At 32.0% G+C, this 23712-nt stretch carries 17 protein-coding genes and 1 pseudogene; 10 read left to right on the top strand and 8 right to left on the bottom strand.

What is annotated here, in order from left to right; translation table 11 throughout:
• Window positions 1-300 precede the first annotated feature (300 nt).
• Together nagZ and COE53_RS09820 are read left to right on the top strand one after the other, a co-directional pair.
• Window positions 301-2007 (top strand): beta-N-acetylhexosaminidase, encoded by a 1707-nt coding sequence (gene nagZ, locus COE53_RS09825; protein ID WP_098947929.1) that lies wholly within the window; start codon window positions 301-303, stop codon window positions 2005-2007.
• A gap of 263 nt (window positions 2008-2270) precedes the next feature.
• On the top strand, window positions 2271-6644 hold the full coding sequence (locus tag COE53_RS09820; RefSeq protein WP_180242406.1) for a S8 family serine peptidase: 4374 nt from the start codon (window positions 2271-2273) through the stop codon (window positions 6642-6644).
• A gap of 63 nt (window positions 6645-6707) precedes the next feature.
• On the opposite strand, the gene COE53_RS09815 is transcribed toward COE53_RS09820, so the two are convergent.
• Window positions 6708-7631 (bottom strand): LysR family transcriptional regulator, encoded by a 924-nt coding sequence (locus COE53_RS09815; RefSeq protein WP_098947925.1) that lies wholly within the window; start codon window positions 7629-7631, stop codon window positions 6708-6710.
• Window positions 7632-8717: 1086 nt separating this feature from the next.
• On the opposite strand from COE53_RS09815, the gene COE53_RS09810 reads away from it, so the two are divergent.
• Window positions 8718-9293, top strand: coding sequence for a TetR/AcrR family transcriptional regulator (locus tag COE53_RS09810; RefSeq protein WP_098947922.1), 576 nt, complete (start codon window positions 8718-8720; stop codon window positions 9291-9293).
• Between the two features lie 865 nt (window positions 9294-10158).
• Window positions 10159-11351: pseudogene (locus COE53_RS09805) on the top strand (MFS transporter).
• Between the two features lie 233 nt (window positions 11352-11584).
• Here COE53_RS09805 and COE53_RS09800 read toward each other — a convergent pair.
• The 6 genes from COE53_RS09800 to qoxA all read right to left on the bottom strand — a co-directional run bounded on the left by COE53_RS09800 (window position 11585) and on the right by qoxA (window position 16755).
• On the bottom strand, window positions 11585-12406 hold the full coding sequence (locus tag COE53_RS09800; RefSeq protein WP_180242405.1) for a YitT family protein: 822 nt from the start codon (window positions 12404-12406) through the stop codon (window positions 11585-11587).
• 359 nt (window positions 12407-12765) lie between these two features.
• On the bottom strand, window positions 12766-12927 hold the full coding sequence (ytzI, locus tag COE53_RS09795; RefSeq protein WP_094030738.1) for a YtzI protein: 162 nt from the start codon (window positions 12925-12927) through the stop codon (window positions 12766-12768).
• 55 nt (window positions 12928-12982) lie between these two features.
• Window positions 12983-13267, bottom strand: coding sequence for a cytochrome aa3 quinol oxidase subunit IV (gene qoxD, locus COE53_RS09790; protein ID WP_025568480.1), 285 nt, complete (start codon window positions 13265-13267; stop codon window positions 12983-12985).
• 1 nt (window position 13268) lies between these two features.
• Window positions 13269-13865, bottom strand: coding sequence for a cytochrome aa3 quinol oxidase subunit III (qoxC, locus tag COE53_RS09785; RefSeq protein ID WP_098947918.1), 597 nt, complete (start codon window positions 13863-13865; stop codon window positions 13269-13271).
• A 3-nt stretch (window positions 13866-13868) separates the two neighbouring features.
• Window positions 13869-15812, bottom strand: coding sequence for a cytochrome aa3 quinol oxidase subunit I (qoxB, locus tag COE53_RS09780; protein ID WP_098947916.1), 1944 nt, complete (start codon window positions 15810-15812; stop codon window positions 13869-13871).
• A 49-nt stretch (window positions 15813-15861) separates the two neighbouring features.
• Window positions 15862-16755 carry a cytochrome aa3 quinol oxidase subunit II gene (qoxA, locus tag COE53_RS09775; RefSeq protein ID WP_098947914.1) on the bottom strand — a complete coding sequence of 298 codons (894 nt, stop codon included), beginning with the start codon at window positions 16753-16755 and terminating at the stop codon, window positions 15862-15864.
• A gap of 429 nt (window positions 16756-17184) precedes the next feature.
• Here qoxA and pdxR point away from each other — a divergent pair, with 429 nt between their 5' ends.
• The 6 genes from pdxR to COE53_RS09745 all read left to right on the top strand — a co-directional run bounded on the left by pdxR (window position 17185) and on the right by COE53_RS09745 (window position 23269).
• On the top strand, window positions 17185-18615 hold the full coding sequence (gene pdxR, locus COE53_RS09770) for a MocR-like pyridoxine biosynthesis transcription factor PdxR (protein WP_098947912.1): 1431 nt from the start codon (window positions 17185-17187) through the stop codon (window positions 18613-18615).
• Between the two features lie 288 nt (window positions 18616-18903).
• Window positions 18904-19575: a deoxyribose-phosphate aldolase gene (gene deoC, locus COE53_RS09765; protein WP_098947910.1), complete on the top strand. Its 672-nt coding sequence runs from the start codon at window positions 18904-18906 to the stop codon at window positions 19573-19575.
• Between the two features lie 193 nt (window positions 19576-19768).
• Entirely contained in the window at window positions 19769-20125 is a 357-nt protein-coding gene (locus tag COE53_RS09760; protein WP_098947908.1) for a TetR family transcriptional regulator C-terminal domain-containing protein, read from the top strand.
• A gap of 314 nt (window positions 20126-20439) precedes the next feature.
• Entirely contained in the window at window positions 20440-21030 is a 591-nt protein-coding gene (locus COE53_RS09755; RefSeq protein WP_098947906.1) for a response regulator transcription factor, read from the top strand.
• A 246-nt stretch (window positions 21031-21276) separates the two neighbouring features.
• Entirely contained in the window at window positions 21277-21645 is a 369-nt protein-coding gene (locus tag COE53_RS09750; RefSeq protein WP_098947904.1) for a GntR family transcriptional regulator, read from the top strand.
• 790 nt (window positions 21646-22435) lie between these two features.
• A complete protein-coding gene (locus COE53_RS09745; RefSeq protein ID WP_098947902.1) occupies window positions 22436-23269 on the top strand; it encodes an MBL fold metallo-hydrolase in 834 nt (277 codons plus the stop codon).
• A gap of 188 nt (window positions 23270-23457) precedes the next feature.
• On the opposite strand, the gene COE53_RS09740 is transcribed toward COE53_RS09745, so the two are convergent.
• Window positions 23458-23712: M15 family metallopeptidase (locus tag COE53_RS09740; protein ID WP_142350404.1), on the bottom strand; the 255-nt coding region annotated here is incomplete at its 5' end.

Here is a 23712-nt window from a genome sequence, read left to right as displayed (position 1 = left end):
TATAAATATATTCATGAGGGGAGAATAATTGCAGCTATTTCTAGAATATAGAAAAATAGAGAAAATCCTTTCTTTTGTAGAGGGTTAATGGAGTTTTTCTAATTAAGAACGAATATTCTCAAATAGCCACAGTAATTGAGATGATGTGGTGCAACTTTTATTACACAGTTTCTGGATCAAAGCTTTGTATTAAATGATAGATTTGATACAAAAAGTTTATAATTTTGAAACATTTATTTGCTATGATTTTTTCGAAGACAGTATTGACATTTTCATCATATTGAATTTAGAGGTGAAATTATGAAAAACAATATTATAAAATTATCACTGATTGCTATTAGTAGTTTTATATTATTATCTGGTAGTATAGAAGTTAAAGCTAAAAAAAATGAAAGTACGGCAATTGAAAGTCAGAATAACACAGTATCTAAGTTTAAAAAAAATGTAATTGTTTCAAAAACTGACCCGATACTTGATGAACTAAATAAACTAACTCTTAAAGAAAAAATCGGACAAATGATTATCGCTGGTTTTGACGGAACAACATCAAGTAATGCAGATACTCTTTTAAAAAATTATAAATTAGGCGGCGTAATACTATTTGGAACTAATATTAAAAGTCCAAGTCAGTTAGTTAATTTAACAAATGGAATAAAAACTTACAATAAAAATAACAAGGTTCCTTTATTTATCTCTGTCGATCAAGAAGGCGGTAGGGTAAATCGAATGCCTTCAGTAGTTTTAAATACACCTTCTGCAAGAACGATTGGAAATAAAAATAATATGCAATATTCATATAATATAGGTAATATGATTTCAAAAGAGCTATCATCCTTTGGATTCAATACTGATTTTTCACCTGTATTAGATATACAAAGTAATCCTAAAAATACAGTAATTGGAGATCGTTCGTTTGGTACAAATTCAAGTATCGTTTCAAACATGGGTATTGGAATGATGGATGGAATTCATAAAGGAAACACAATTCCTGTCATAAAACATTTCCCTGGGCATGGGGATACTTCAGTAGATTCTCATTTAGAACTCCCTATAGTGAATAAAGACCTTTCAAGTTTAAAAAAATTTGAGTTAGTTCCATTCAATAATGCAATCAAAAATCATGCAGATATGGTGATGGTAGCTCATATATTAGTAAAGAAAGTAGATTCTAAATATCCAGCTTCTATGTCAAAGTCAGTGATAACAGATCTTTTACGAAAACAATATGGATATAATGGGGTAGTCATAACTGATGATATGTCAATGGGCGCTATAGCTAAACACTATAACTTAAGTAACGCAGCAGTTACCTCTATTAATGCCGGAAGTAATATTATATTGATAGGACATGGAAATGGAAATGTTAAAACCATTTACAATAGCATCTATACAGCAGTTGAAAATCATAAAATATCAGAAGACACAATCAATAAAAGTGTCTATAAAATTCTATCTTTAAAACAAAAATATAAACTTAACAATAATAAAGTTCAAACTGTAAATGTGACAAATTTAAATAAACAAATTAAGAAAGCTGTTACTTATAACAATGAAACTAGTAATAAGCAGTACTTACTTTTAAAAAATATTTCGACGAAGGCCAATGAAGGAAAAATAATCAATGCAGAATTTAATGTAATGAATTCCAATAATGACCAGGTAAGAGAAAAATGGGGAAAAGAAGACAGTAGTGTATATGTGGCGGCTGCTAAAGGAACATACAACACATATACAAAGAGAAATGTAGTAGTTGGATATCAAAAAGGACATTTAATATTTGAATTACGCTCTTTTGATCCTCAATTAAAATCTTTATCTATTAATAATATAAAAAATTATTTTGGTTCACCTAGTTCAGAAGTTACTACTTCAAATAAGGAAAAAATACTTACTTATTCAATTGGATCAAAAAAGCTAAAATTTGTTTTTCCATTAAAAAAACAAATTGTATTGGATCATTATTCGATATATAATCCAAATAATGTTATTAATAATATGAGTAATTAATTCTGGATTTATCAAATTAATCTAACAGTCATTAAACCTGTTCCTGTATCGGAACAGGTTTTTTGTTTTGTTGAAATAGTTTTGTTGCCAATCTTTTTTATTGATAACAAAAATGAATCATTATGATAACGATAATGTCATTTACCATAAAAATATATCACTATATAATTATCTTAACATTTTAAATAGTCTAAATCCCCCTATTTATAGAGGTTTAATTCCGCTATCCTAAAATGAAATTTTTGTTAAAGGTGATGCAATCGATGAAAAAAAGAACTAGGTCGTTTAATGTAGGAACTTCAACTTGTATTTTTGCTTCAGCTTTATTAGTCCTAAATTCCCAATTTACTTTTGATCCTAAAATTGGTAAGGCACAAGAGACTAATCCAGATGATGCGATGACACGCGTTATAGTTGAAATGGAAGATACCCCTGCGATTCAAATTATGCAGAAATCAGATCATATAGGATCTTTATCCAGGACAACAGAAAGAAAGTTAAAAGATCAAATTGAAAGTTTAAAACAGTCACATGGGAAAGTGTTAGACGAAATAAAGGGAAAAATGATTCCATTCAAAAAGACTAACGACTATACTTTCACATTCAATGGAATTTCATTACAAGTACCTAAAAACAAAGTTGATAAATTGCGTACACTTCCTGGAGTAAAAGCGGTCTATCAGGATCAACAATATCACTCAGACTTAACCAATAGTGTCCCATTGATTGGTGCTCCCGATGTTTGGTCTAAGCACGACCAGAATAATCAAGAAGTTACTGGAAAAGGTGTCACAGTCGCTGTGATCGACACAGGTGTAGACTATGATCATCCTGACCTTGGCGGAGCGTTTGGTCCAGGGCATAAAGTAGTTGGTGGATATGATTTTGTCAACAATGATAATGATCCTATGGATGACTATGGACATGGTACCCATGTCGCAGGCATCATTGCTGCGCATGGAAAATTGACAGGTGTGGCTCCTGACGCCTCGATCACAGCCTATAAGGTTTTAGATAATAACGGATCAGGAACTACATCTAATATTATTGCAGGAATTGAAGCGGCCATTTCACCGGACAATCCATTTCCGGCTGATGTCATTAATATGAGCTTAAGTGGACCTGGTGATGGAAATGATCCAATCTCACAAGCTGCTCAAAATGCTGTTGATGCCGGTGTGGTTGTCGTCGCTGCAGCAGGGAATGCAGGACCTGGATATGGTACTATTGGTGCCCCAGCAATGGCTGAAGGTGTACTTGCTGTCGGTGCAAGTGTAAGTGGTATCAAAGTACCTGACGCGAAGATTGTAGCACCAATTGACGAGAATTTATCCGTAACTCGCCTTGGGTTTACAGCTAATCCTCCTGAAACAGCAATTACCAGCGATTTGATAGATGTTGGAAATGGTGGAGTTGAAAATTATAACGGGTTAGATGTAAAAGGAAAAATTGTCCTAATTCAATTACCTTTCGGTTCAGATGGGCGTACAGAGGCAATTACTGCACAAAATAAAGGGGCAGCCGCTGCGATCTTTTTCGAGCCCGAGCAAGTTGGACCTGTTTTTAAATTAGGGGATACACTTCCAAGTCAATATACATCCAACTCTTATGAAGATTTACAAACACAACATCAATTCATGACAGGTTCTACTGAAGACGGCCAGTTAGAATCGTTAGTTTCTATGAAAATTAATGGAACAAAAGCTGGGGAATTAAAGACTTATTTGGCAAAAGGACCTGTTAAGATTACGATTTCAGGCAAAGACATAACGGATCAAATAGCAAATTTTAGTTCGCGCGGTAATTCTGAATTACGAGCTAAACCTGATTTAGTAGCTCCAGGCGTCGAAATTAATTCGACCTACATTAAGACAGATACTAATGATTCAGGTTATACAAGATTAAGCGGGACAAGCATGGCTGCTCCTCATGTGGCGGGTGCAGCTGCACTTCTGAAACAACTTAAGCCGTCATGGAATGCTAGTGAAATTTCAGGCGCATTAAAAGAGACTGCTAAGCCACTAGCATCATATGATGTGCTTACACAAGGGACAGGAAGACTTGATGTAAAGGCGGCAGCGGAAACCAATGTAATAGCCTCTCCGAATGTATTAAATTTAGGATTAGCTGATTTAAAAGACTCTGAGATTAATAGAAACGCATCATTAACTCTAAATAATCCAGGAGATGTACCGGTTGATATGGATTTCTCCGTTAAAGAGGATACAAAATCCGGAGCTAAAGTAACGGTGAACCCTTCACATATTCATATTAATCCAGGTCAACAGGTAAATGTTGGGTTGAATATTAATTTGAAACGTCCGGATCAAGATACGAATATCTCAGGTTGGGTAGAAGGTAATATCCAATCTGCAAAAGGATCGCAGCATATACGCGTGCCATACAAGTTAATTGCAAGACATTTCAAAATTACTGCATCTCCTGATCCAGTTGGATCAACTGTAGAAAACACAACAGCATATATTTACAGCCCGGTTAATCTGACACAAGCTCCTAAAGTCACAGTACATCCTCCAAGTGGGAAAACAATTGAAGTGACAGCTGTATTAGATCATGAACGTTGGTGGAAAGCGAATGTTCCAACAAATGAAGTAGGAATATATCGGATTGATGCAAGTACGATTGTCAAAAATTCTACAAATGATAATTCAACAATAATAGGTTCTAGCTTTTTGGAAAAATTACCAAAGGAAAATGAAAACGCTTCAACCTGGAATTCTATTGGGCCATACTCTAATGCAGGACTGATGAATATAGATTTGAAAAATGCTAAGAACATGACAGTTTTACCTTCATCTACTCTATCTTTATTCCATACTGAAGATAAGGCAGAAACTTGGCATGAGTATCGAAATTTCCCTGTAGCTGGAGGAGTAGCAACTAATCTAGTGGTTGATCCAACAGATGAAAAAAATATATATGTGGCAATTAATTCAAAATACAATGATCTAACTTATACTGGTAAAATAGTAGCCAGCCAAGACGGAGGAAAATCATGGAAGACATTATCTTTTCCGGATATAGAAATATCTGATTTACAAATTGATAATAGTGGGCAAAAGTTGATTGCTATTTCGAGGAATGAAGTATATGTCAGCACGGACAGAGGATTAAATTGGGTGCAGCTACCTGGTTGGTGGGGAATGCTTACTAAAGCTAAACTACTAAATAACAACTTATATATTTCAGCAGGTTATGAAGGGCTTTACGTATTTAAAGATGTATTCTCTGGTTCAGCTACATCTGAACTATTGTATCAGCCACCATTTCCTTATAGAACTACAAAAGAGATTGTAGGAGATGGAAATCTCTTAGTTACTAGTACTTTCGGTGGTGGATTGTATGCTTCATATAATAATGGGAAAGATTGGAAGGAGCTAACACACTCCGATCTACCATTTAATAATGTATCTCGTTTAGAAATTCTTGAGGGTGATATTTATGTAGGGACAGCCTATGATGGAATATTGGTTAGTCACGATAAAGGAAAAACTTGGGAAACATGGAAAAAACCTCTTCCTGGGTATAACTCATTTGAAATCGATTTTGCGTTAGGTGGTAAGTCTTCTCCTAAAGGTAACCGACCAATTTATGTATCTTCTGAACAAGCAGGGATATATGGAACTCAGGATAAAGGTAAATCATATAAACGAATCGGTATTCCTGGGGCAACGGTTTATGACTTGGCTATTACGCGGAATTCTAAAGGATATCAGTTACTTGCTGGAACTGACTCCAACACATACATGACAGCATTACCTCTTCAAAACAAGATTGATTCAGAATGGGGTGCTGCGGAAGGTGAAGGTAGATTTGGAGAGCAAGTGTTTAAAATTGCTACTTCTCCAACAGAATCGAATGTAGTTTACAAAATACGCTATAGTGCGATTGGGACTATGAATGTATATCAAAGTAAAGATGGCGGAGAAAAATGGGATCAAAAATTTGTAGATAGTGGAGTCCCAACTGCTATGCTGATTAACCCGGCCGACTCCAAGCAAATCGTTATTTCTTATACAATTCCAGGAACTAATGAATTAGGAATCTATATTAGTAAGGACGCTGGAGAGACTTGGAAAAAGATTAAGCAGGAACACAAATTTACAGCTTTAACATCCGCTGATCCTCATGATCCAAACAGGATTTGGGCAGGTGGAAACGATGGTCTATTCTTGTCTAAAGATATGGGTCAGACATTTGAAAAAATTCAAAACGTTCCTATAAGCAGTATTGCAATTGATTCACACAATCCAAGCCATCTAATACTCGGAGGAAACCATCTATATATTAGTAGTGACGGTGGAAAAACTTTAGAAATGGCAAAAGGTGCGGGTACTGCTGAACTCAATATGTATGTAAATGATATTATCGTTTCACCTACTCAGCATAATACTGTTTATGCAGCCTCAGGTTCTTTTTATGAATCAGGACTACTTAAAGGAGGTCGAGGTGTGTTAAAAAGTGTGGATGGAGGAAAAACTTGGACAAATCTTTCCAAGGATCTCGAAAATAGAGATGCTATAACACTTCAACTTTCTCCGGACGAGGAATACTTGTTTGTCGGCACACAAGGTGGCAGTGTTCAGCGATTGAAATTACCTAAACATCAACAGTAAGAAACTTCATTAAAAAAACATTCCTTACTTCATGAAGTGGGGAATGTTTTTTTGTATAAGCTGTCAGGATTTTATTAAGGAATCTTCAGTATCTCCTACATAAAGACCTTTTTCATTCAAATGTGAAAGCAACAAGTCTATGAAATTTCTAGCTGCAGCGCCAATATACTTTTCTTTGTGATGTACAATAGCAACTTCCTTACTAATTATAGGATTTACTATTTTAATAACTTTAAGTGATTCAGTATTCGCCGAAGCGAGAAGAGTATTGGGAAGTATAGTAGCTCCAATACCAGCTTTCACTATACTTAAAATAGAATGAGCATCATTTAATTCTATGATTGGTTGAATGTCAAATCCCTTAGACGTAGCGACTTCATTAATAAATTTTCGGCAATTGTAATTATTTGGACATAAAACAAGTGGAATATCTTTGATTTCTTCAAATTCAACAATATCCTTTTTTGCCCAATGATGGTCAAAAGAAACTGCTAAATATAATTCTTCATTATATAAAGGGATACTTTTTAACTGTTCATTTTCTAAAGGCAAGAGTGTCAAAGCTATATCGATTTCATTTTGAATAACTTTTTCTTCAATATTATCTAACTTAATGATCTTCATTTGTAAATAAGGATGCATTCTGTGAAGCTCTAAGAATACTAGAGAAGCCAACTTACTTAACTCCCCAGACATTACTCCAACAACCAATTTTCCTCTTTTTACTTTTTGAAGCTCTCCAATTTGTTCATAGATAAATTCTATATTGGAAAATATTTTATCGGATTCTTCTTTTAAAATTTTTCCCGCTTCAGTAATAGCAATTTTTTTACCTAAGCGATCAAATAAACGAACTCCTAATTTATCTTCAAAGGCTCTCATTTGACGGCTTAAAGCAGGTTGTGATATTCCTAATTTTTCTGCTGCTCTTGTAAAATGTAATTCATCACAAATAGCCAAAAAGTATTCTATTTCCCTTAATTCCATTAACTTTACTCCTCATTAGTGTTTGAATGTATTAGGTTTTATAAATGCTTTTAAAATAATTGAAAGAAACATTAAATGAAAAAGCTTTTTGACAATAAAACCAAGTTACTCACTTGATAACCCATCATATAACGCTATGAATTCGTAGAGGGTTTACACATTTTCATTATAAAAATAATGTGAAAATTTAAACCATCCATTTTAGAACTTTTTAACTCATCCACTAATTTTAGGTGATTGTGTTTATTAGGACATAAGCCAAATGGAATGCAATTCAACAATGTCCCCTTTTATTTTCTCTCTTCTGTAGCAATTTTTTTACCTAAGCGTCAAATAAAGGACCTTCTAATTAATATAAGTTAGTTTTTTAATAGTTTTTTGAGAATGTTCGTTCTAAAATAGGGGATCTTTCCTAACTCCTTCACAAAAAAGCTAGCGATTGTCTCTATTTTTCTATACGTATAATTTAATTTCTCCTCATGTATATTATATAACATATTGAGAATGAACGGTAAATAACTACTTTTTACCATTTGTTCTAACACTAAATCAAATTAAAAAACAATGATAGTATCTTTGAATAAACAGTATTAGTTAGTAACTTTCTTAACATCAATTCTTTGTAGCATTAATTCACGTTAAAATATATGAAGTGAAGTTTTTAATTATTAGAATATTATTTTGATACGAAAACTAAATACTATTTAAACATGTAAGACCACAATTTGTGGTCTAATTTTTTGTTTGGGACAAAATAAAAATCAACTATTACTAAGCCGGTTTGCTTTCAAAAAGTTAAATAAGTAATTGAACTTATTGGCAACTTATTATTCGGTGCGACTTGTTCGTCAAATTGACCCATTAAAATCTCAACTTTATAATAATAATGGAATTGTCCATTAATCTTATTATTAACCTCAAAATTGAATCGTAATGAATCTCTATAAAGGTGCTATATTTTGATAAAATAGAAAGCATTTTACTAAAAAACAATTAGTAATTAGTTATAAAATTTATATATAGTTTTATTGAATATACAAAGATTATTTTTAAATATGCTATAATCTTTCAAAAGGAGGTACGAACGTGGCCAGACATAAAGAATATGACGAAAAAGAAGTTTTACTAAAAGCAATGGAGCTATTTAGGCATCAAGGTTACGAAAAAACCTCATTGCAAGATCTTGTTACTCATATGGGAATTCATAGAAGAAGTTTATATGATACATTTGGTGATAAACATACATTGTTTATCAAAGCATTAGAACTTTATAATAATAATGCAATGAAAAATATGAATTTACAGGCTAAGAAATCATTAACTGTGAAAGAAGCTATTAGAAGTATATTAGAAATAGTCATTACTAAAGATGATAAAAAATCAGTAGGTTGTTTAACAGTGAATAGTGCAGTTGAGTTGTGTTTACATGATCAAGTTGTAGCTGAAATGATTGAACAAAATTTTTCTAAAACTGAAGAAATTATTTTTGATTTACTAGTTCTTGGACATAATTCAGGTGAAATAGCTAAACATCATGATTTAGAAAAATTATCTCAGTTTATTCATAATTCTTTTGTGGGATTAAGAGTATTAACAAAAACAACTAACGATAAAAATAAATTGAAAAATATAATTGATATGACACTATCTATTTTAGATTAATTCATTCTCTAATTGATAAGTATATAAAAAGAGTTAACCAATCCCAGTTAATTCTTTTTCATAATTTAGTTTGTAATGAAAATTTTAGAACGAATGGTAAAAAATGATTATTTATCGTTCGTTCTCAATATGGTATATTTATACACATGAATCCAACAAACTATTAATTTTTTTGTTTGTTTGAGAATGATTGTTCTTGAATAGATAAAATAAATTATTTTACAACTAATTATCTAGACTAAAATACAAAATGAGGAGATTACAAAAATTATTTAAACAATAAATTTGCATTGGCAAGACTTCGAATATCAGGATAAAAAGTAAAGGATTGTTTGAATCAAATTTATTTTGAGCTGCAAAGGGACTTTTAGTAGTAGGTTGTAATGAAGAAAATGTGAAATCAGACTAGTATTGTAAAATTAATGACTTAGACCACCAACCTAACAATGGTTGGAGTTTAGACTTGGATAGGAGTTAACACCATGAAAGACAAAATCGTAATGCCGTTATAGGCGTTTGGATTGTACATCGTCGTTATGAACACAACAATGTTTAATGTCTCTGTTCCAAGCATAATTAAGGAAAAAGCGAGGGTAAAATAAAAATATCTCCCTCTTTACTTTAAAATTAAAATTGTATGATTATAATTTCAGTATTTATAGAAATACAGAATTTTTAAGGGGTATAGTAGAGTAAATTTAAAAAGGGAATAAAGAATTAGAATAATACGAAATTAAAAAGAATCTTAATACACTAAATAAGTTACATAATATAGAAGGGAGCTTAGATTGCTTCATTCTTTTTGAATCTTATTTCGGTATTTATAGAAATATTCAAATTAATAATCTTTTGGAGGAAATATTGCATGTCAAATACTGCAAAGATTTATATTTTAGCATTGATCAGTTTTTTAGTTGGATCTTCTCAATACATTATTTCAGGTATTTTGGATAAATGGCAGTTGCTTTAGGTGTGTCAATTGGTGCAGCTGGTCAATTAATAACTGTTTTTTCATTAGCTTATGCACTCGGTACACCGATCTTAATGGTATTAACAGCAAAAATGGAAAGACGTAAATTACTGATTTATACATTATTAGTTTTTATCGTAGGGAATTTACTTTCAGTCATTGTTTCAGGGTATTGGTTATTTATGATTGCTCGTATTATTATGGCATTAAGTAATGGTGTAGCCGTCGTTACAGTTTTAAGTATTGCAGCAAAGATTGCACCGGCTAATAAGAAAGCAAGTTCAATTGCAACAGTTGTCATGGGATTTACAGTGTCATTAATCATTGGTGTTCCTATCGGGCGTTTTATTTCATCTACTTATGGATGGAAATTTGTATTTATCGGTATCGCACTATTAGTTTTACTTGTTATTTTAATTGTTCTAAATACAATACCAAAAATGAATGGAGGTATTTCAATCCCTTTATCGAGGCAAATTGCATTGTTCAAAAATACCAAAAATGCTTTAGCATTATCAATCACCTTTTTCATAATGACAGGGTACGGGATTATTTTTACTTATTTATCACCATACCTTGTAAAAACAGTAGGAATGAGTGATCATCTTTTAAGCATTACTCTACTGGTTCTTGGAGTTGCAAGCTTATTTGGTTCAAAAATAGGTGGTTTAAGTGCAGATAAAAGGGGTGTAATATTCACCTTAAAAAGAGGGTTACTTGTAAACATAGCATCGTTAATAGCTCTTTCATTCGTTTCACATTCAATTATTGTAGTATTTATAATATTGATAGTATGGTCATTCTCAGGCTGGTCATTAGGTGCAACGCAGCAATATAATTTAGCAACGATCTCACCTGAATCATCAGATGTGATGTTAGGACTTAATCAATCAATGATGCAATTAGGTTTTGCCGTTGGTGCAGGTTTAGGTGGAGTAATTGTGGGGCAAATATCATTATCTTCAATTGTTTGGCTTAGTGCATTGAGTGTTGTACTTGCAGGTTTCACAACTTATGGATTATCATTATCACGTTTTTTAAATAAAAAGGTAGTCAATCAAGATATTACAGTAGAAAAGGGAGCTTAAAAATTTTCGGTAATCTTCAATAACAGGCCAGGCTGAAACAGAAATGGTAGTCTAATAGTTTTTTTAGTATAGTCAAATAAAGTAAAGGAGCTGATGATTAATCAGTTCCTTTTTCGTATTCTGCCCGTTTTTGCAAATGGATTTTATTATTTTTATTACTATCATTTTGAAAAGTTTTTTTATATTGCTGTATTGCACTCTGCGAATTTATTTAAATTAGGAGAAACAATCACTTATGTTTTCCTAAATCGTCCTAGCACTTCAAGGGTTTGTGAGATGTTTACAAAAGCATTCGGATCAATCATTCTGATAGCATGTTTTGTTTCATTCAATTCGAATCTTGTAATGACAGTTGTAAGGACTTTTTTTGGTTTATGTGAGTAGGCACCTTCAGCATTATGTACTGTAATCCCTCTTAGATGTAAATGGATAAGGGCGTCTATTAATTCGTCTCCCTTCTCAGTGACAATTCTTAAGGTTAATTTGTTTTGGGTTGTATATACCAAATCGACTGCACGACCAGCTACATAGATCGTGATAATGGTATATAAAGTGATATTCCATCCAAATATAAACCCAGAAGCACAAACTACAAATAAATTCATACATGCACTCAAAAATCCTACCTGCATATTCTTTTTTTGAGAAAGAATCAGGCTAACTATATCTGTCCCACCTGTTGAACCACCATGCTTGATAATCAGTCCTACAGAAATTCCATAAAGAGCGCCTCCTATAATAGAAGAAAGTAAGATATCATTGCTTATTGCATGGATAGGTATTATTTTTAAACTAAAAGATAAAACAGCAACCGAATAGATCGTAAAAAGGATAAATCTTTTTCCAAGATTTTTAATACCCAATATGAATAAAGGGATATTAATAATGAAAACAATCCAACCCGTATTTACATGTAAAAAATGATGAATCATAAATGCAATTCCGGTAACTCCACCGGATGCCAATTTATGAGGGATAAGAAAAGTGTTATAGGCAAATCCAAAAAGTATGGAGCATAAACCGATTAAGATGACTTGATATATTAATCGAATCAAAATAAACACCTCTAAAAGTTTCTATTAAAGTTAGTATGGATAATTTACGTTTTTATAATTATAAAAATAGGTATTAGCATAATTAGTCTAAAAAGAAATAATTAATATAAGCAGCTTAAACTGAAGAAGAGGGGAAATTGGATTTTTTAAAAAGATTTAGAGGGGATTTATAACAAAAAGAAGCAAGTAATCCAGTGATAATAAGACTAATCTTACGTATTAAATATATAAAAAAGGTTTGAAATAATCTAAGTTAGATCAAACCTTTTCCTTTATTAAAAGCATTTATTATATTCTAGTTATGAATAAACTGTTGAATAGAAAACATTAAACAAAAGCTGGCATTTTATTAGTTTTAATTATTTATTATTTTTATCTTTATTAATGTTATTAATATTTATATCATCAATTTTATCAACTTTGTGTTTTACCCCATAACCTTTATTTACTGTTAAAACAAAAGCACCGAAAACAACAAAGATTATGATTCCACCTATCACATATACAGCTGTCATTGACATAAAATTACCTCCAAGTTTATTTTAATGCTTCAGATCATTAATCATTTATATTGTATTAGGCATATCCCCAAACCATACAGAGTAATGTACCGAATACGGTAACTAGTGCGATTGATAATGCGTAAAAGATATTTGTATAAATAGCTCCTTTTTCTCTTGTTTCACCTGCATGCATAAACACTACTAATTGAAGACTCGCTTGTAAAAATGCAGTTACAAGCAATATTGTCATCCCAACTGCAAATGACAAGTTAAAGAAGTAAACTACGAGTGCTATGCCAGTTAGAATCATTGAAAAAGCAAAGCCTTTAACTTGCTTAAGTGGAAATAATTCTTTCATGTTACATCAATCCTTTCAGATAAACAAAGCTAAAAATGAAGATCCATACGACGTCTAAGAAATGCCAATAGAGTGAAAAGATAAATGTTTTATTAGCAATTTCTGGAGTGATTCCTCTTTTTCGAATTTGTAACATGATAAATAATCCCCAAAAAAATCCAAGTGTTACATGGGCTCCATGTGTACCTAAAGTTGTTAATAGAATCGCAGTAAATGCGCTTGTTTGTAATCCTGCACCCATATGAATATAATGTACGAATTCTGAAATCTCAAAACTTACAAATACTAAACCAAGAATCAGTGTAATTGCAAGAAATGAGATTACTGCTGTTTTTCGACCAATACGCATAGCATGAATAGCTAATCCTATAACAAAGCTACTCGCTAATAAAACAAACGTTTCAATTAATACAGGTGTAATTTCAAAAATTTCTGCCCCAGTAGGACCATGTCCAGTTCGATTGACTAATGTAAAATAAGAGGCAAAAAGAGTTCCGAAAAGCATGATTTCTGCACCTAAAAAGATCCAAAAACCTAATATATTTATTTGATTTTGCTCTGTACTATATTCTAAAGGGAGTGATTTTATTAATTTCATCGTTTAGGCACCTCTATATTCATTTTCGTTTTCTTTAATTGTTTCTACTGGAATATAGTGGCCCTTATCAATTTCAAAGGAACGAAGACCCATACAAACAAATATTCCTATTGCAGAGACAATTACAGGAATCCACATTGAAAAGACAAATGAGAACCCAAAAACAAATATAATGCATCCCATGATAAAAGGTGCGCCACTATTATTTGGCATATGAATTTTGTCATAATGCCCTTTAAAGATCGGTATTCCTAATTTCTTCGCATCCCAAAATGCTTCAATTGAATTTACTTTAGGGGTAATGGCGAAATTATAAGAAGGAACAGGACTATGAGTAGCCCATTCTAAAGTACGAGCATCCCATGGGTCTGAGTTAATATTTCTAGATGCATAACGAATACTATAATAAATGTTAAACACTAATAAAATAAAACCGATCGCCAATCCGATTGCTCCGATAAAAGATAATAAATTCAATGGACCAAATCCTGTAGACTCTGAATAAGTATACATACGACGAGCTTGTCCGTTTAATCCTGTAAAGAACATTGGGAAAAATGTTACGTTAAAGCTAATTGCGATAAACCAGAATGCCCATTTTCCAATTCGTTCATTTAACATAAAACCAAACATTTTAGGCCACCAGTAGGTAAGTCCAGCAATCATAGCAAAAACGACACCAGGAATGATCGTGTAATGGAAGTGGGCTACTAAAAACATCGTATTATGGTATTGGTAATCTGCTGCAGACATTCCTAGCATCACACCAGTAACCCCACCAATCGTAAAGATCGGAATGAAGCCTACAGAATATAACATAGGAACAGTAAAAACGATTTTTCCTCTCCAAAGTGTAAACAGCCAATTAAAGATTTTTATTCCTGTTGGAATGGCAATTGCCATTGTTGTAATTGAGAATATACTATTCGTTAATGCACCTTGACCCATTGTAAAGAAATGATGAGTCCAAACTAAGAATGATAGAAACGAGATAATTAACATGGAATAGACCATTGATTTATATCCGTATAAGTTTCGACGTGCAAATGTAGAGATAATCTCACTATAGACACCAAAAGCAGGTAAAACTAGGATGTATACTTCTGGGTGTCCCCATATCCAAAAAAGATTTGCCCAAAGCATGTCCATGCCACCATTTGTCGTTGTAAAGAAATTTGTACCGAATAGTCTGTCCATCGTACCCATCAAAAGAGCCACTGTTAAAACAGGAAATGCAAATATTACAATCACATTTGTCGTTAGAGCAGACCAAGTAAAAATCGGCATTTTAAAGAGTGTAATACCCGGTGCTCTCATTTTTAAAATCGTTGTGACGAAATTAATTCCAGAAAGTAAAGTACCAAGTCCAGCAATTTGCAGTGCAATCATATAATAGTTTGTACCAACGGATTTACTTAGTTCATTTCCAGCTAGTGGGAAATATGATGTCCATCCTGCATCCGGAGAGCCACCAATTACAAATGAGATATTTAATAACATCGCCCCCATAAAAAACAACCAAAAGCTTAGTGCGTTTAAACGTGGGAATGCTACATCACGTGCACCAATTTGAAGGGGTACAACAAAGTTCATAAGAGCATAGATAAATGGCATAGCCATAAAAATAATCATGACAAGTCCATGAGTCGTAAATATTTCGTTATAATGCTGTGCATCTAAAAGCGTATTTTCGGGAATGGCCGTCTGAGCCCGCATCAAAATGGCATCGACACCACCACGGAAAAGCATTAGCAGGGCAGAAAGTAGGTACATAATCCCAATTCGTTTATGATCAACAGTTGTTAACCATTCTCTCCATAAATAACCCCATTTTTTGAAATAGGTTAAACCAGCTACAATAGCAATTACAGTTACCCCAATAGCGATCATCGATGCATAAATAGCAGGGTTTGGATGTGGAATCGCAAATCGATCGAAAAATTCCATAATATATGAACTCCTTTAACTACATTTAAATTTGAAAATGACCGTAAGATTAATGACTAGAGTGTTTAAGCATATCCATTTCAGAGTCCATTTCATTTTCACTAGAGTGATGTTTATGACCTCCTTCATTTGGAGGTAAGAACTCCAAATGAGTTCCAGTAAACGTTAATTCTCCAAGGTGACCTGGTTTTAACAACTGTGTGAACTTTTCTTTCGTTAGAGGTGAAGCGGTTTTCTTAACATCTTTGACCCATTCATTAAATTTGTTTTCAGGCACCGCTTCAACATTAAACGTATTTTCTGCAAATCCTTTACCACTGAAGTTTGCATTACGTCCCATATATTCACCTGGATCATCAGCAGCTAAGTATAAAGTATTGACCATGTCTGACATAGCGTATTTTTGTCCCCCCAATTGTGGAATCCAAAAACTTGTTATTGGTCCATCTGAATATAATTTAAATTCTAGTGGTCTATTTGTAGGAATATATAAATAGTTTACGGTCTCAATATTTTCTTCAGGGTAGCTGAAATGCCATTTCCAATCAGATGATGTAGCGTAAATTATTAAAGGTTTTTTATTTGCATATCCAGTTGGGGCAGATTCGACCTTATTGTTGCTTTGTACCGAAACGATTGAAAGAAAAATAATGATCAATACTGGAATCCCGACACAAATCATTTCAACCAATACACTACCTTTAATTTTAGGAGGTTCATAATCACTACTTTGTTTAGATGAACGATATTTAAAAAGCATATAACCTAAAATAAGGAAAACGACCAAGACAATAAATGACATAATCCAAATGGATAACATAATATCTTTAGCTTGAGTTTGAGCTTGCGGTCCTTTAGGATCTAACACTTTTACTGGCTCGCAACCAGATAACAAAATGAGAATAGAAATAAAAAAAGTTTGTAAGGTCCATTTATTCTTCATGCACAAAATCCTTTTCAATTTTTATTTTCATAACGTCATTATCGAGTTAATTTGATTCACAATTGGTTAAAATATAGAGCCATAAATATTTAAAGTCAACGAAATTACAATTTCTGTCAAAAAATGTTCACAATAAAAAAAAAGTGAATTTAATAGTATTTGAAGTGATTTTTGATTTCAAAATAACGTATCATCAGTTGATAATTCTGGTTTTTTGCAGAACGTCTAATTAACTATATTTGATAGAAATTTTGTTTTTTTCTGAAGTGGATGGGAAAACTATAGGATAATTGGATGAGTAGGAAAGAAGAGAATTAATCTATAATAGATGAATTATTTTATTATTATAAATTCGTTAAAATAGATAACATAGGAGTTTAAAAATCAGAATTAAAGAAAAATTTTTGTAAATTGCGAGGAATATTGTCAATGGAATGGAAACCTGATCGTGAAGCGAAGAAAGCTATCTATAAACAACTTGCCGAATACATCGAAGAAGGAATCGTTAACGGTACTTTTCCACTTGATAAACCCCTTCCTTCCGAAAGGCATTTAGCAAAAGAATTTAACATTAATCGAAGCACAGTAGTTGCTGCTTATGATGAATTGGAATCAAATGGACTTATTGAAAGAAATAGAGGAAGCGGAACAACAATCAGTAAAGATATTTGGGGGATTACTAAGAAGCGAATACCAAGTTGGAACAGATATGTTGAAGCTGGTTCTTTTCTACCAAACTTGCCTGTAACTCAAAGAATTCGTCAAAAGATATCTGAAGATAAGCTAATTAATTTAGCAAGTGGAGAGTTGTCAGAAGATCTTTTTCCAATTAAATCATTAAGAGAAATTACTTCAACTAGATCATTTATTGGAAGTCTTGGATATGATCATCCACAAGGGTACAAAATATTAAGAGAAACGATCGCAAAGCATGTTAAACAATATCGGAAAATTGAAACGGATTCTTCTTCAATTTTAATCACATCAGGTGCTCAACAAGCTTTATATTTAGTTGTTCAATGTTTGCTAAACCCTGGAGATTCAGTAGCTATTGAAGACCCTTCATATGCATACAATCTACCTATTTTTAAATCAGCGGGGGTTAAGACTTATTTATTACCGGTAGATGATAATGGAGTTAACCCAGCCGACATAATCGAATTACATAAAAAACATCGAATCAGAATGATATTCTTAAATCCAACCTATCAAAATCCAACAGGTACCAATCTTAGTCTTGAACGTCGTAAAACCATATTAGATATATCTTCAGAACTTGGAATTCCTGTCATTGAAGATGACCCGTATAGTTTAACTTCTTTTAATGGAGAAACGATCTCTACATTAAAATCACTAGATGAAAATGGAAATGTATTATATATAAGTTCATTGTCAAAGATTGTAGCTTCTGGATTAAGAATTGGTTGGATTATTGGTCCAAAGCCTGTAATTGAGAGATTATCTGACGCTAAACAACAAATAGATTTTGGTCACTCTGGATTTACACAGTGGATTGCAAATGACTTTTTAGAAGCTAAAGATTTTCATTTGCATATTAAAAATTTAGTGAAGCAACTAGAAAAAAGAAGAAATCAAATTGTCAAAAGTCTTCAATTTTATTTAATGGATCAGGTAGAATTTACTCAGCCACAAGGAGGTATCCATATCTGGTGCAAATTAAAAAAAGAAGTTAACGAAGTACAATTACTAGAAGAATCAATTAAAAGAGGGGTAATCTTTGCACCGGGTTTAACAATGGGGTCTAAAAAAGGGTTTGTTCGTTTTACCTTTGCAAGAGAAGACGAAGAGTCAATAGATGAAGGGATAAAAAGATTTTCTAAAGCACTTAAATCTATATGAACTAGGAATCATGTACTAATTATGATTCCTTTTTAATTCATTTTTTAAGTGGATGGGGTAAAAAGTACTACAATGGATGGTTTAAATTTTTACAGATTTTTTATAATGAATAGGTGGAAAACAATCCACGAATTCATAACGGTATAAGATCTATTATCGAGTGAATTGATTCACAATTATCTTTCACTTTCTAACATACTAAAAAAATGAAGTCGATATAAAATTTGGCAGATTCAATCGAATTAGCACAGAGTTAAACACAAAATAATTGATAAGGTGGAGTAAAACATGGAATATACAAATATTATTGATCACACATTATTATCGCCAGAGACTGATGATGTAGCCATTATTAAGTTATGTAATGAAGCGATGGAATACGGATTTGCTTCAGTAGTAGTAAATCCTACTTGGGTAAAATTAGCCTCAAAACTTGTAAGACAATCTGATGTTAACGTATGTACTGTTATCGGATTTCCATTAGGTGCTAATACAATCGAAACCAAAGTATTTGAAACGAAAAATGCGATTGAAAATGGAGCTACAGAAGTAGATATGGTCATAAATATTGGTGCTTTAAAAAGTGAAAATTTTGATCTAGTTGAAAAAGATATTAACGCTGTAGTAGAAGCCGCAAGTGGAAAAGCATTAGTTAAAGTTATTATAGAGGCGTGTCTTTTATCAGATCAAGAAATACAATTAGCATGTGAATTATCTGTAAAATCAGGGGCTGACTATGTAAAAACATCAACTGGCTTTTCTTTACATGGAGCAACACTTAAAGATGTTGCCCTAATGAGAGAAACGGTTGGAGAATCTGTTGGAGTAAAAGCGTCGGGTGGTGTTCGCAGCATTGATGATATAAAAGCTATGGTTGAAGCAGGGGCAACAAGAATTGGTACTAGCTCAGCTGTTCAAATTTTTTCTGAAAATCCAAACTATAATTCTATTAAATATTAAAGTATACTTTTATAAAATATTTAATGTAACTAACCATTTATCCATGGCCGAATATAAATTGTATATGTTATTTAGGTGATGAATAATAATATTGGTCTTTTAGAATAACAGGAAGAAACAGAAACAGGAGTATTAAAAAATTCCCGAGGAATCATCTAATAAAGTATTTTATCAGAAGTGAGTAACTATAATTATGAGAAAAAATGAATTTGTGAAGGATACTATAAGAAATATATTAAAAATGGCTATTTCAGAAGATAATAAAAAATCAGGTGATTGTTTATCTGTGAATAGTGCAATTGAGTTGTTTTTAGAGAATCAAGATGTAGCAGAAAAAATCAAACAAAACTTTTCTAAAACTGAAAAAATTATATTCGAATTATTAGAATTCGGACAAATTTTAGGTGAAATTCCTAAACACCTTGATATAGAAAAATTATCCCAGTTTATTCTTAACTCTTTTGTAGGTTTACGAGTATTAACAAAAACAACTAATGATAAAAATAAGCTTAAAAACATTCTTGTTATGACATTATCTTTTTTAGATTAAATAGTGTTTAGGCATAAATGAAAAGAGTCAACAAAATTTTTGTTTTTAAATTCATATATTATAATTGTAGGTTAATTGCAAGAGAATGGTGAATTTTTTCCATGCTCTTCATTAGTTCTAAAAAATTTTTTAAGGACTGTCAATTTGACAGTCTCTTTTCAATTATTCGAGAAATCACAGAATCCTAAGATTTTTAAATAGATTGGTTAAATCAATCCTTATATAAAATGAATTGTTACCCCATTATAAAACAATGTAGCAAAAAGAGTAATTAATACTGGTTTTAAAGAATTCAAGGTTGGTGAGATCCATAGATGGAAATTTTGATAGTAGAAGATGATAAAACAATCGCCGCAGGACTCGAGTACTCGCTTCAGAACGAACAATTTTCGACCATTCTTTGCTGTGATGCATCGTCTGCAAAAAAGATTCTGCAAGAACAAATGGCCCAAATTGATTTATGTTTATTTGATTTATCACTACCTGATGGAAGTGGTTATGATCTGTGCCGGCTAGTTAAAGCTCATAAAGATATTCCTGTCATTTTTTTAACAGCGATTGATGATGAGGTGAATGTGGTGATGGGACTTGATATGGGGGCAGATGATTATATTACAAAGCCCTTTCGCATTCGGGAACTCATTTCCAGGATTAACACCATTCTAAGACGCTATCAAAAGCACGCAGTAAAAGTTAATATAGAAATCAAAAACATTTTAATCAATACCCTTGAGGGAAAAGTGTATAAAAACGGAGAAGAAATTCTATTGACAGCCATGGAATACCGTTTATTCCTCATTTTTGCCAATCATATTGGACAGGTTCTATCTAGAAATCAGCTTTTAGAGCAGATGTGGGATGTAACTGGGGACTTTGTCAATGATAATACTGGTCACATTAGTTAATGCACTTTCTTTGCCTGAATCAGAATCTGTATAAACTAGATCTAAACTTTGACCGGGCTTTTTATAAATTCATCTTGCTATGATGAATACCTTTAGTTATGACTTTTCACTCCGATGGTTGAATATCTTCTATTGTTTTGCAACTGTGTTTATCATTGTAAGTTCTACAATGCTATTCTCTATTACAAAGATAAAGAAAGAAAAAATTATTGATGCTTTAAAGCAGGAAAGTGTATAGCATTATATATGGAGTATCTTTTTAATAATCGAGAATCTGTTTATTTGCAGGTTGTAAGGTATTTTAAGCAACAAATTGCGAATAGTCTATTAGAAGCCGGACAAGAAATACCATCTAGGCGATTACTAGCTGCGCAATTTAATATAAATCCTAATACGGTACAGAAAGCGTATAAGGAATTGGAGCAGCAGGGATTGATCACAACGGAAAAGAATTTCCCTAGTAAAATTACTACGGATATAAATTTTATAAATGGTATTAGATGTGAATTAATTATGGAATTAGTAAACGAATTAATGGATTCCATTAAGATTATAAATGTACCTTTAGATGATTTACTTGAAAGAGTTAAGCAAAATTACGAAGAGAAACAATAGAAATAGAAAAATGAAACATTTATTCAATTTATAATCCTGAAAATTCTCAAAACTAATTGGAACTCCAAATAATAAAATAATAAAATGTAAATTGTAAAGAGCTAATCGGTAAGTATTCGATTAGCTCTTTACAATTATTTCAGGATTTTTTATTTAGCTTCTCAATTTTTTTGATTTCTTTCTCATCCATTAGTAAGCTCTTCTCAAAATTCATGGTTAACTTTCTTTCCTAACGTAAGCTCAGATGTACGAATTAATTCTTTTATGTTGTTAATTTTCAATGAACATTCGAGAACGAATGATAAAAAAAAATTATTTACCGTTCGTTCTCAATGTGTTATAAATATATTCGTGAGGAATATATGATTGCTTTTATTTGTAACTATAAAAATTACTGGAGATCACCTTTTTATTATTATAGGAGGAGGGGTGCTAATTCTAGAACAAACATTCTTAAAAGAGCAAAAGAATGACTAATAAAATGTTTGTGCACATACAAATCTTTGAACTTAAGACATTTAGCACAATTATTTTTATGATTTTTGGAGAACAAACAGTAAAAAATTAGAAAGGATTGTAAACATGAAAAGAATGTTATTAATTATTTTATTGATGTCATGTGAGCAAGTCCTTTTTTAATGCACTAAATGACATTTCATTTCAAATTTAAAAAATGAGTGGTTATTCATTCATTTAAATGATAAATTTAAAATCAGAATATTTAAAGTATAAAAATTTTTTACGTATTATATCTTATCTTTACTATTTAATACTAAGGAGATGAAAGGTGATGTTTTTAAAGAAAAAATCAAATCTAGGAGAGAAAAATGGGGTCTCCTACTTGAATGGAGAAGTTAAATATTTAAGTGTTTCATTAAATGTTTACAGTTATTTAGTGGATGGAGTTTTAATTGATACAGGATCGCAGTCTTTACATAGATATTTCGAATCTTTTATTGACCAAGCAGATTTTGATCAAGTAATGATAACTCATTCTCATGAAGATCATTCAGGTTGTGCTGCTTATATTGAAAAAACTAAGAAACTACCAATTTATTTAAGTGAAAAAACAATTGATTATTGCGCAAGACATGCAGATTATCCTTTATATAGGCAACTCTTTTGGGGAAAGAGAAAGCCGTTTCACGCTAAGTCTATACCTGATACGTTTACATCCAGAAATGCGACATGGAAAGTAATCGATACACCTGGTCATGCTTTTGATCATAAAGCATTTTTAAATCAGGAGACTGGTCAATTATTTACGGGAGATTTATTTGTAAGTGAGCGGACAAAAGTCGTATTAGCAGAAGAATGTATCCCTACAATTATTAACTCATTAGAGCGAGTATTAACTTATGATTTTCAAGATGTATTTTGCAGCCACGCAGGGTTTATAGAAGATGGTCGTACAGCGCTTGAACGAAAACAAGACAATTTATTAACTATTAAACATAATGTATTAACTTTATACAAAGAAGGGAATTCAGCTGAAGATATCCGAAATAAGCTATTTCCAAAAAATTACCCAATAATAAAATTTTCAGGTGGAGAATGGGATTCACTACACATTGTAACATCGATAATAAATGAAAATAATGTAGGTAAACCTGATTTATTTTAAAAGACATTAAGGACTGCTAACTCGCAGTAGAAGTTTAAATGAACGGAAGTTATTAATGGAGATTAATTCAGGCAAGATATAAATCTAAACTAATTAACGAAAGGATTTATAAAAATGAATACATTAAGAGGCTATGTATTTTAATCATAGCCTTTTATCAAGTATAGATATTATGTTCTTAGATTTTTTTATTTTGAAACTGGATAGACGTTTAAATATTCTTCTAAGGTTAAGTTTCTTTTTTTTTTTATTTGTTTTGCTGTTGTTACGCCAACATACCGAATATGCCAAGGTTCGTATTTGTAACCTGTGATCTGCTCTTTACCTTTTGGATATCGAATAATAAAACCATAGTTAGAGCTATTTTTATCAAGCCATTTGGCTTCTTTTGTATTAGCAAAACAGCTTGTAGCCGCACATTTCCCAGTGCTACTACTTACATC

Source organism: Bacillus sp. AFS029533 (assembly GCF_002585125.1).
GTDB lineage: Bacteria > Bacillota > Bacilli > Bacillales > Bacillaceae_G > Gottfriedia > Gottfriedia luciferensis_B.
This window is presented reverse-complemented; position numbering and strand designations above follow the sequence as displayed.

Excerpts from the sequence above, each read along its gene's own strand:
- COE53_RS09815 (WP_098947925.1), bottom strand. The coding sequence starts at position 7,631 with ATGGAATTAAGGGAAATAGAATACTTTTTGGCTATTTGTGATGAATTA.
- qoxA (WP_098947914.1), bottom strand. The coding sequence starts at position 16,755 with ATGAAGAATAAATGGACCTTACAAACTTTTTTTATTTCTATTCTCATT.
- COE53_RS09820 (WP_180242406.1), top strand. The coding sequence starts at position 2,271 with ATGAAAAAAAGAACTAGGTCGTTTAATGTAGGAACTTCAACTTGTATT.
- COE53_RS09750 (WP_098947904.1), top strand. The coding sequence starts at position 21,277 with ATGGAGTATCTTTTTAATAATCGAGAATCTGTTTATTTGCAGGTTGTA.
- nagZ (WP_098947929.1), top strand. The coding sequence starts at position 301 with ATGAAAAACAATATTATAAAATTATCACTGATTGCTATTAGTAGTTTT.
- ytzI (WP_094030738.1), bottom strand. The coding sequence starts at position 12,927 with ATGTCAATGACAGCTGTATATGTGATAGGTGGAATCATAATCTTTGTT.
- COE53_RS09745 (WP_098947902.1), top strand. The coding sequence starts at position 22,436 with ATGTTTTTAAAGAAAAAATCAAATCTAGGAGAGAAAAATGGGGTCTCC.
- qoxC (WP_098947918.1), bottom strand. The coding sequence starts at position 13,865 with ATGAAATTAATAAAATCACTCCCTTTAGAATATAGTACAGAGCAAAAT.
- qoxD (WP_025568480.1), bottom strand. The coding sequence starts at position 13,267 with ATGAAAGAATTATTTCCACTTAAGCAAGTTAAAGGCTTTGCTTTTTCA.
- pdxR (WP_098947912.1), top strand. The coding sequence starts at position 17,185 with ATGGAATGGAAACCTGATCGTGAAGCGAAGAAAGCTATCTATAAACAA.
- deoC (WP_098947910.1), top strand. The coding sequence starts at position 18,904 with ATGGAATATACAAATATTATTGATCACACATTATTATCGCCAGAGACT.
- COE53_RS09755 (WP_098947906.1), top strand. The coding sequence starts at position 20,440 with ATGGAAATTTTGATAGTAGAAGATGATAAAACAATCGCCGCAGGACTC.
- qoxB (WP_098947916.1), bottom strand. The coding sequence starts at position 15,812 with ATGGAATTTTTCGATCGATTTGCGATTCCACATCCAAACCCTGCTATT.
- COE53_RS09760 (WP_098947908.1), top strand. The coding sequence starts at position 19,769 with ATGAGAAAAAATGAATTTGTGAAGGATACTATAAGAAATATATTAAAA.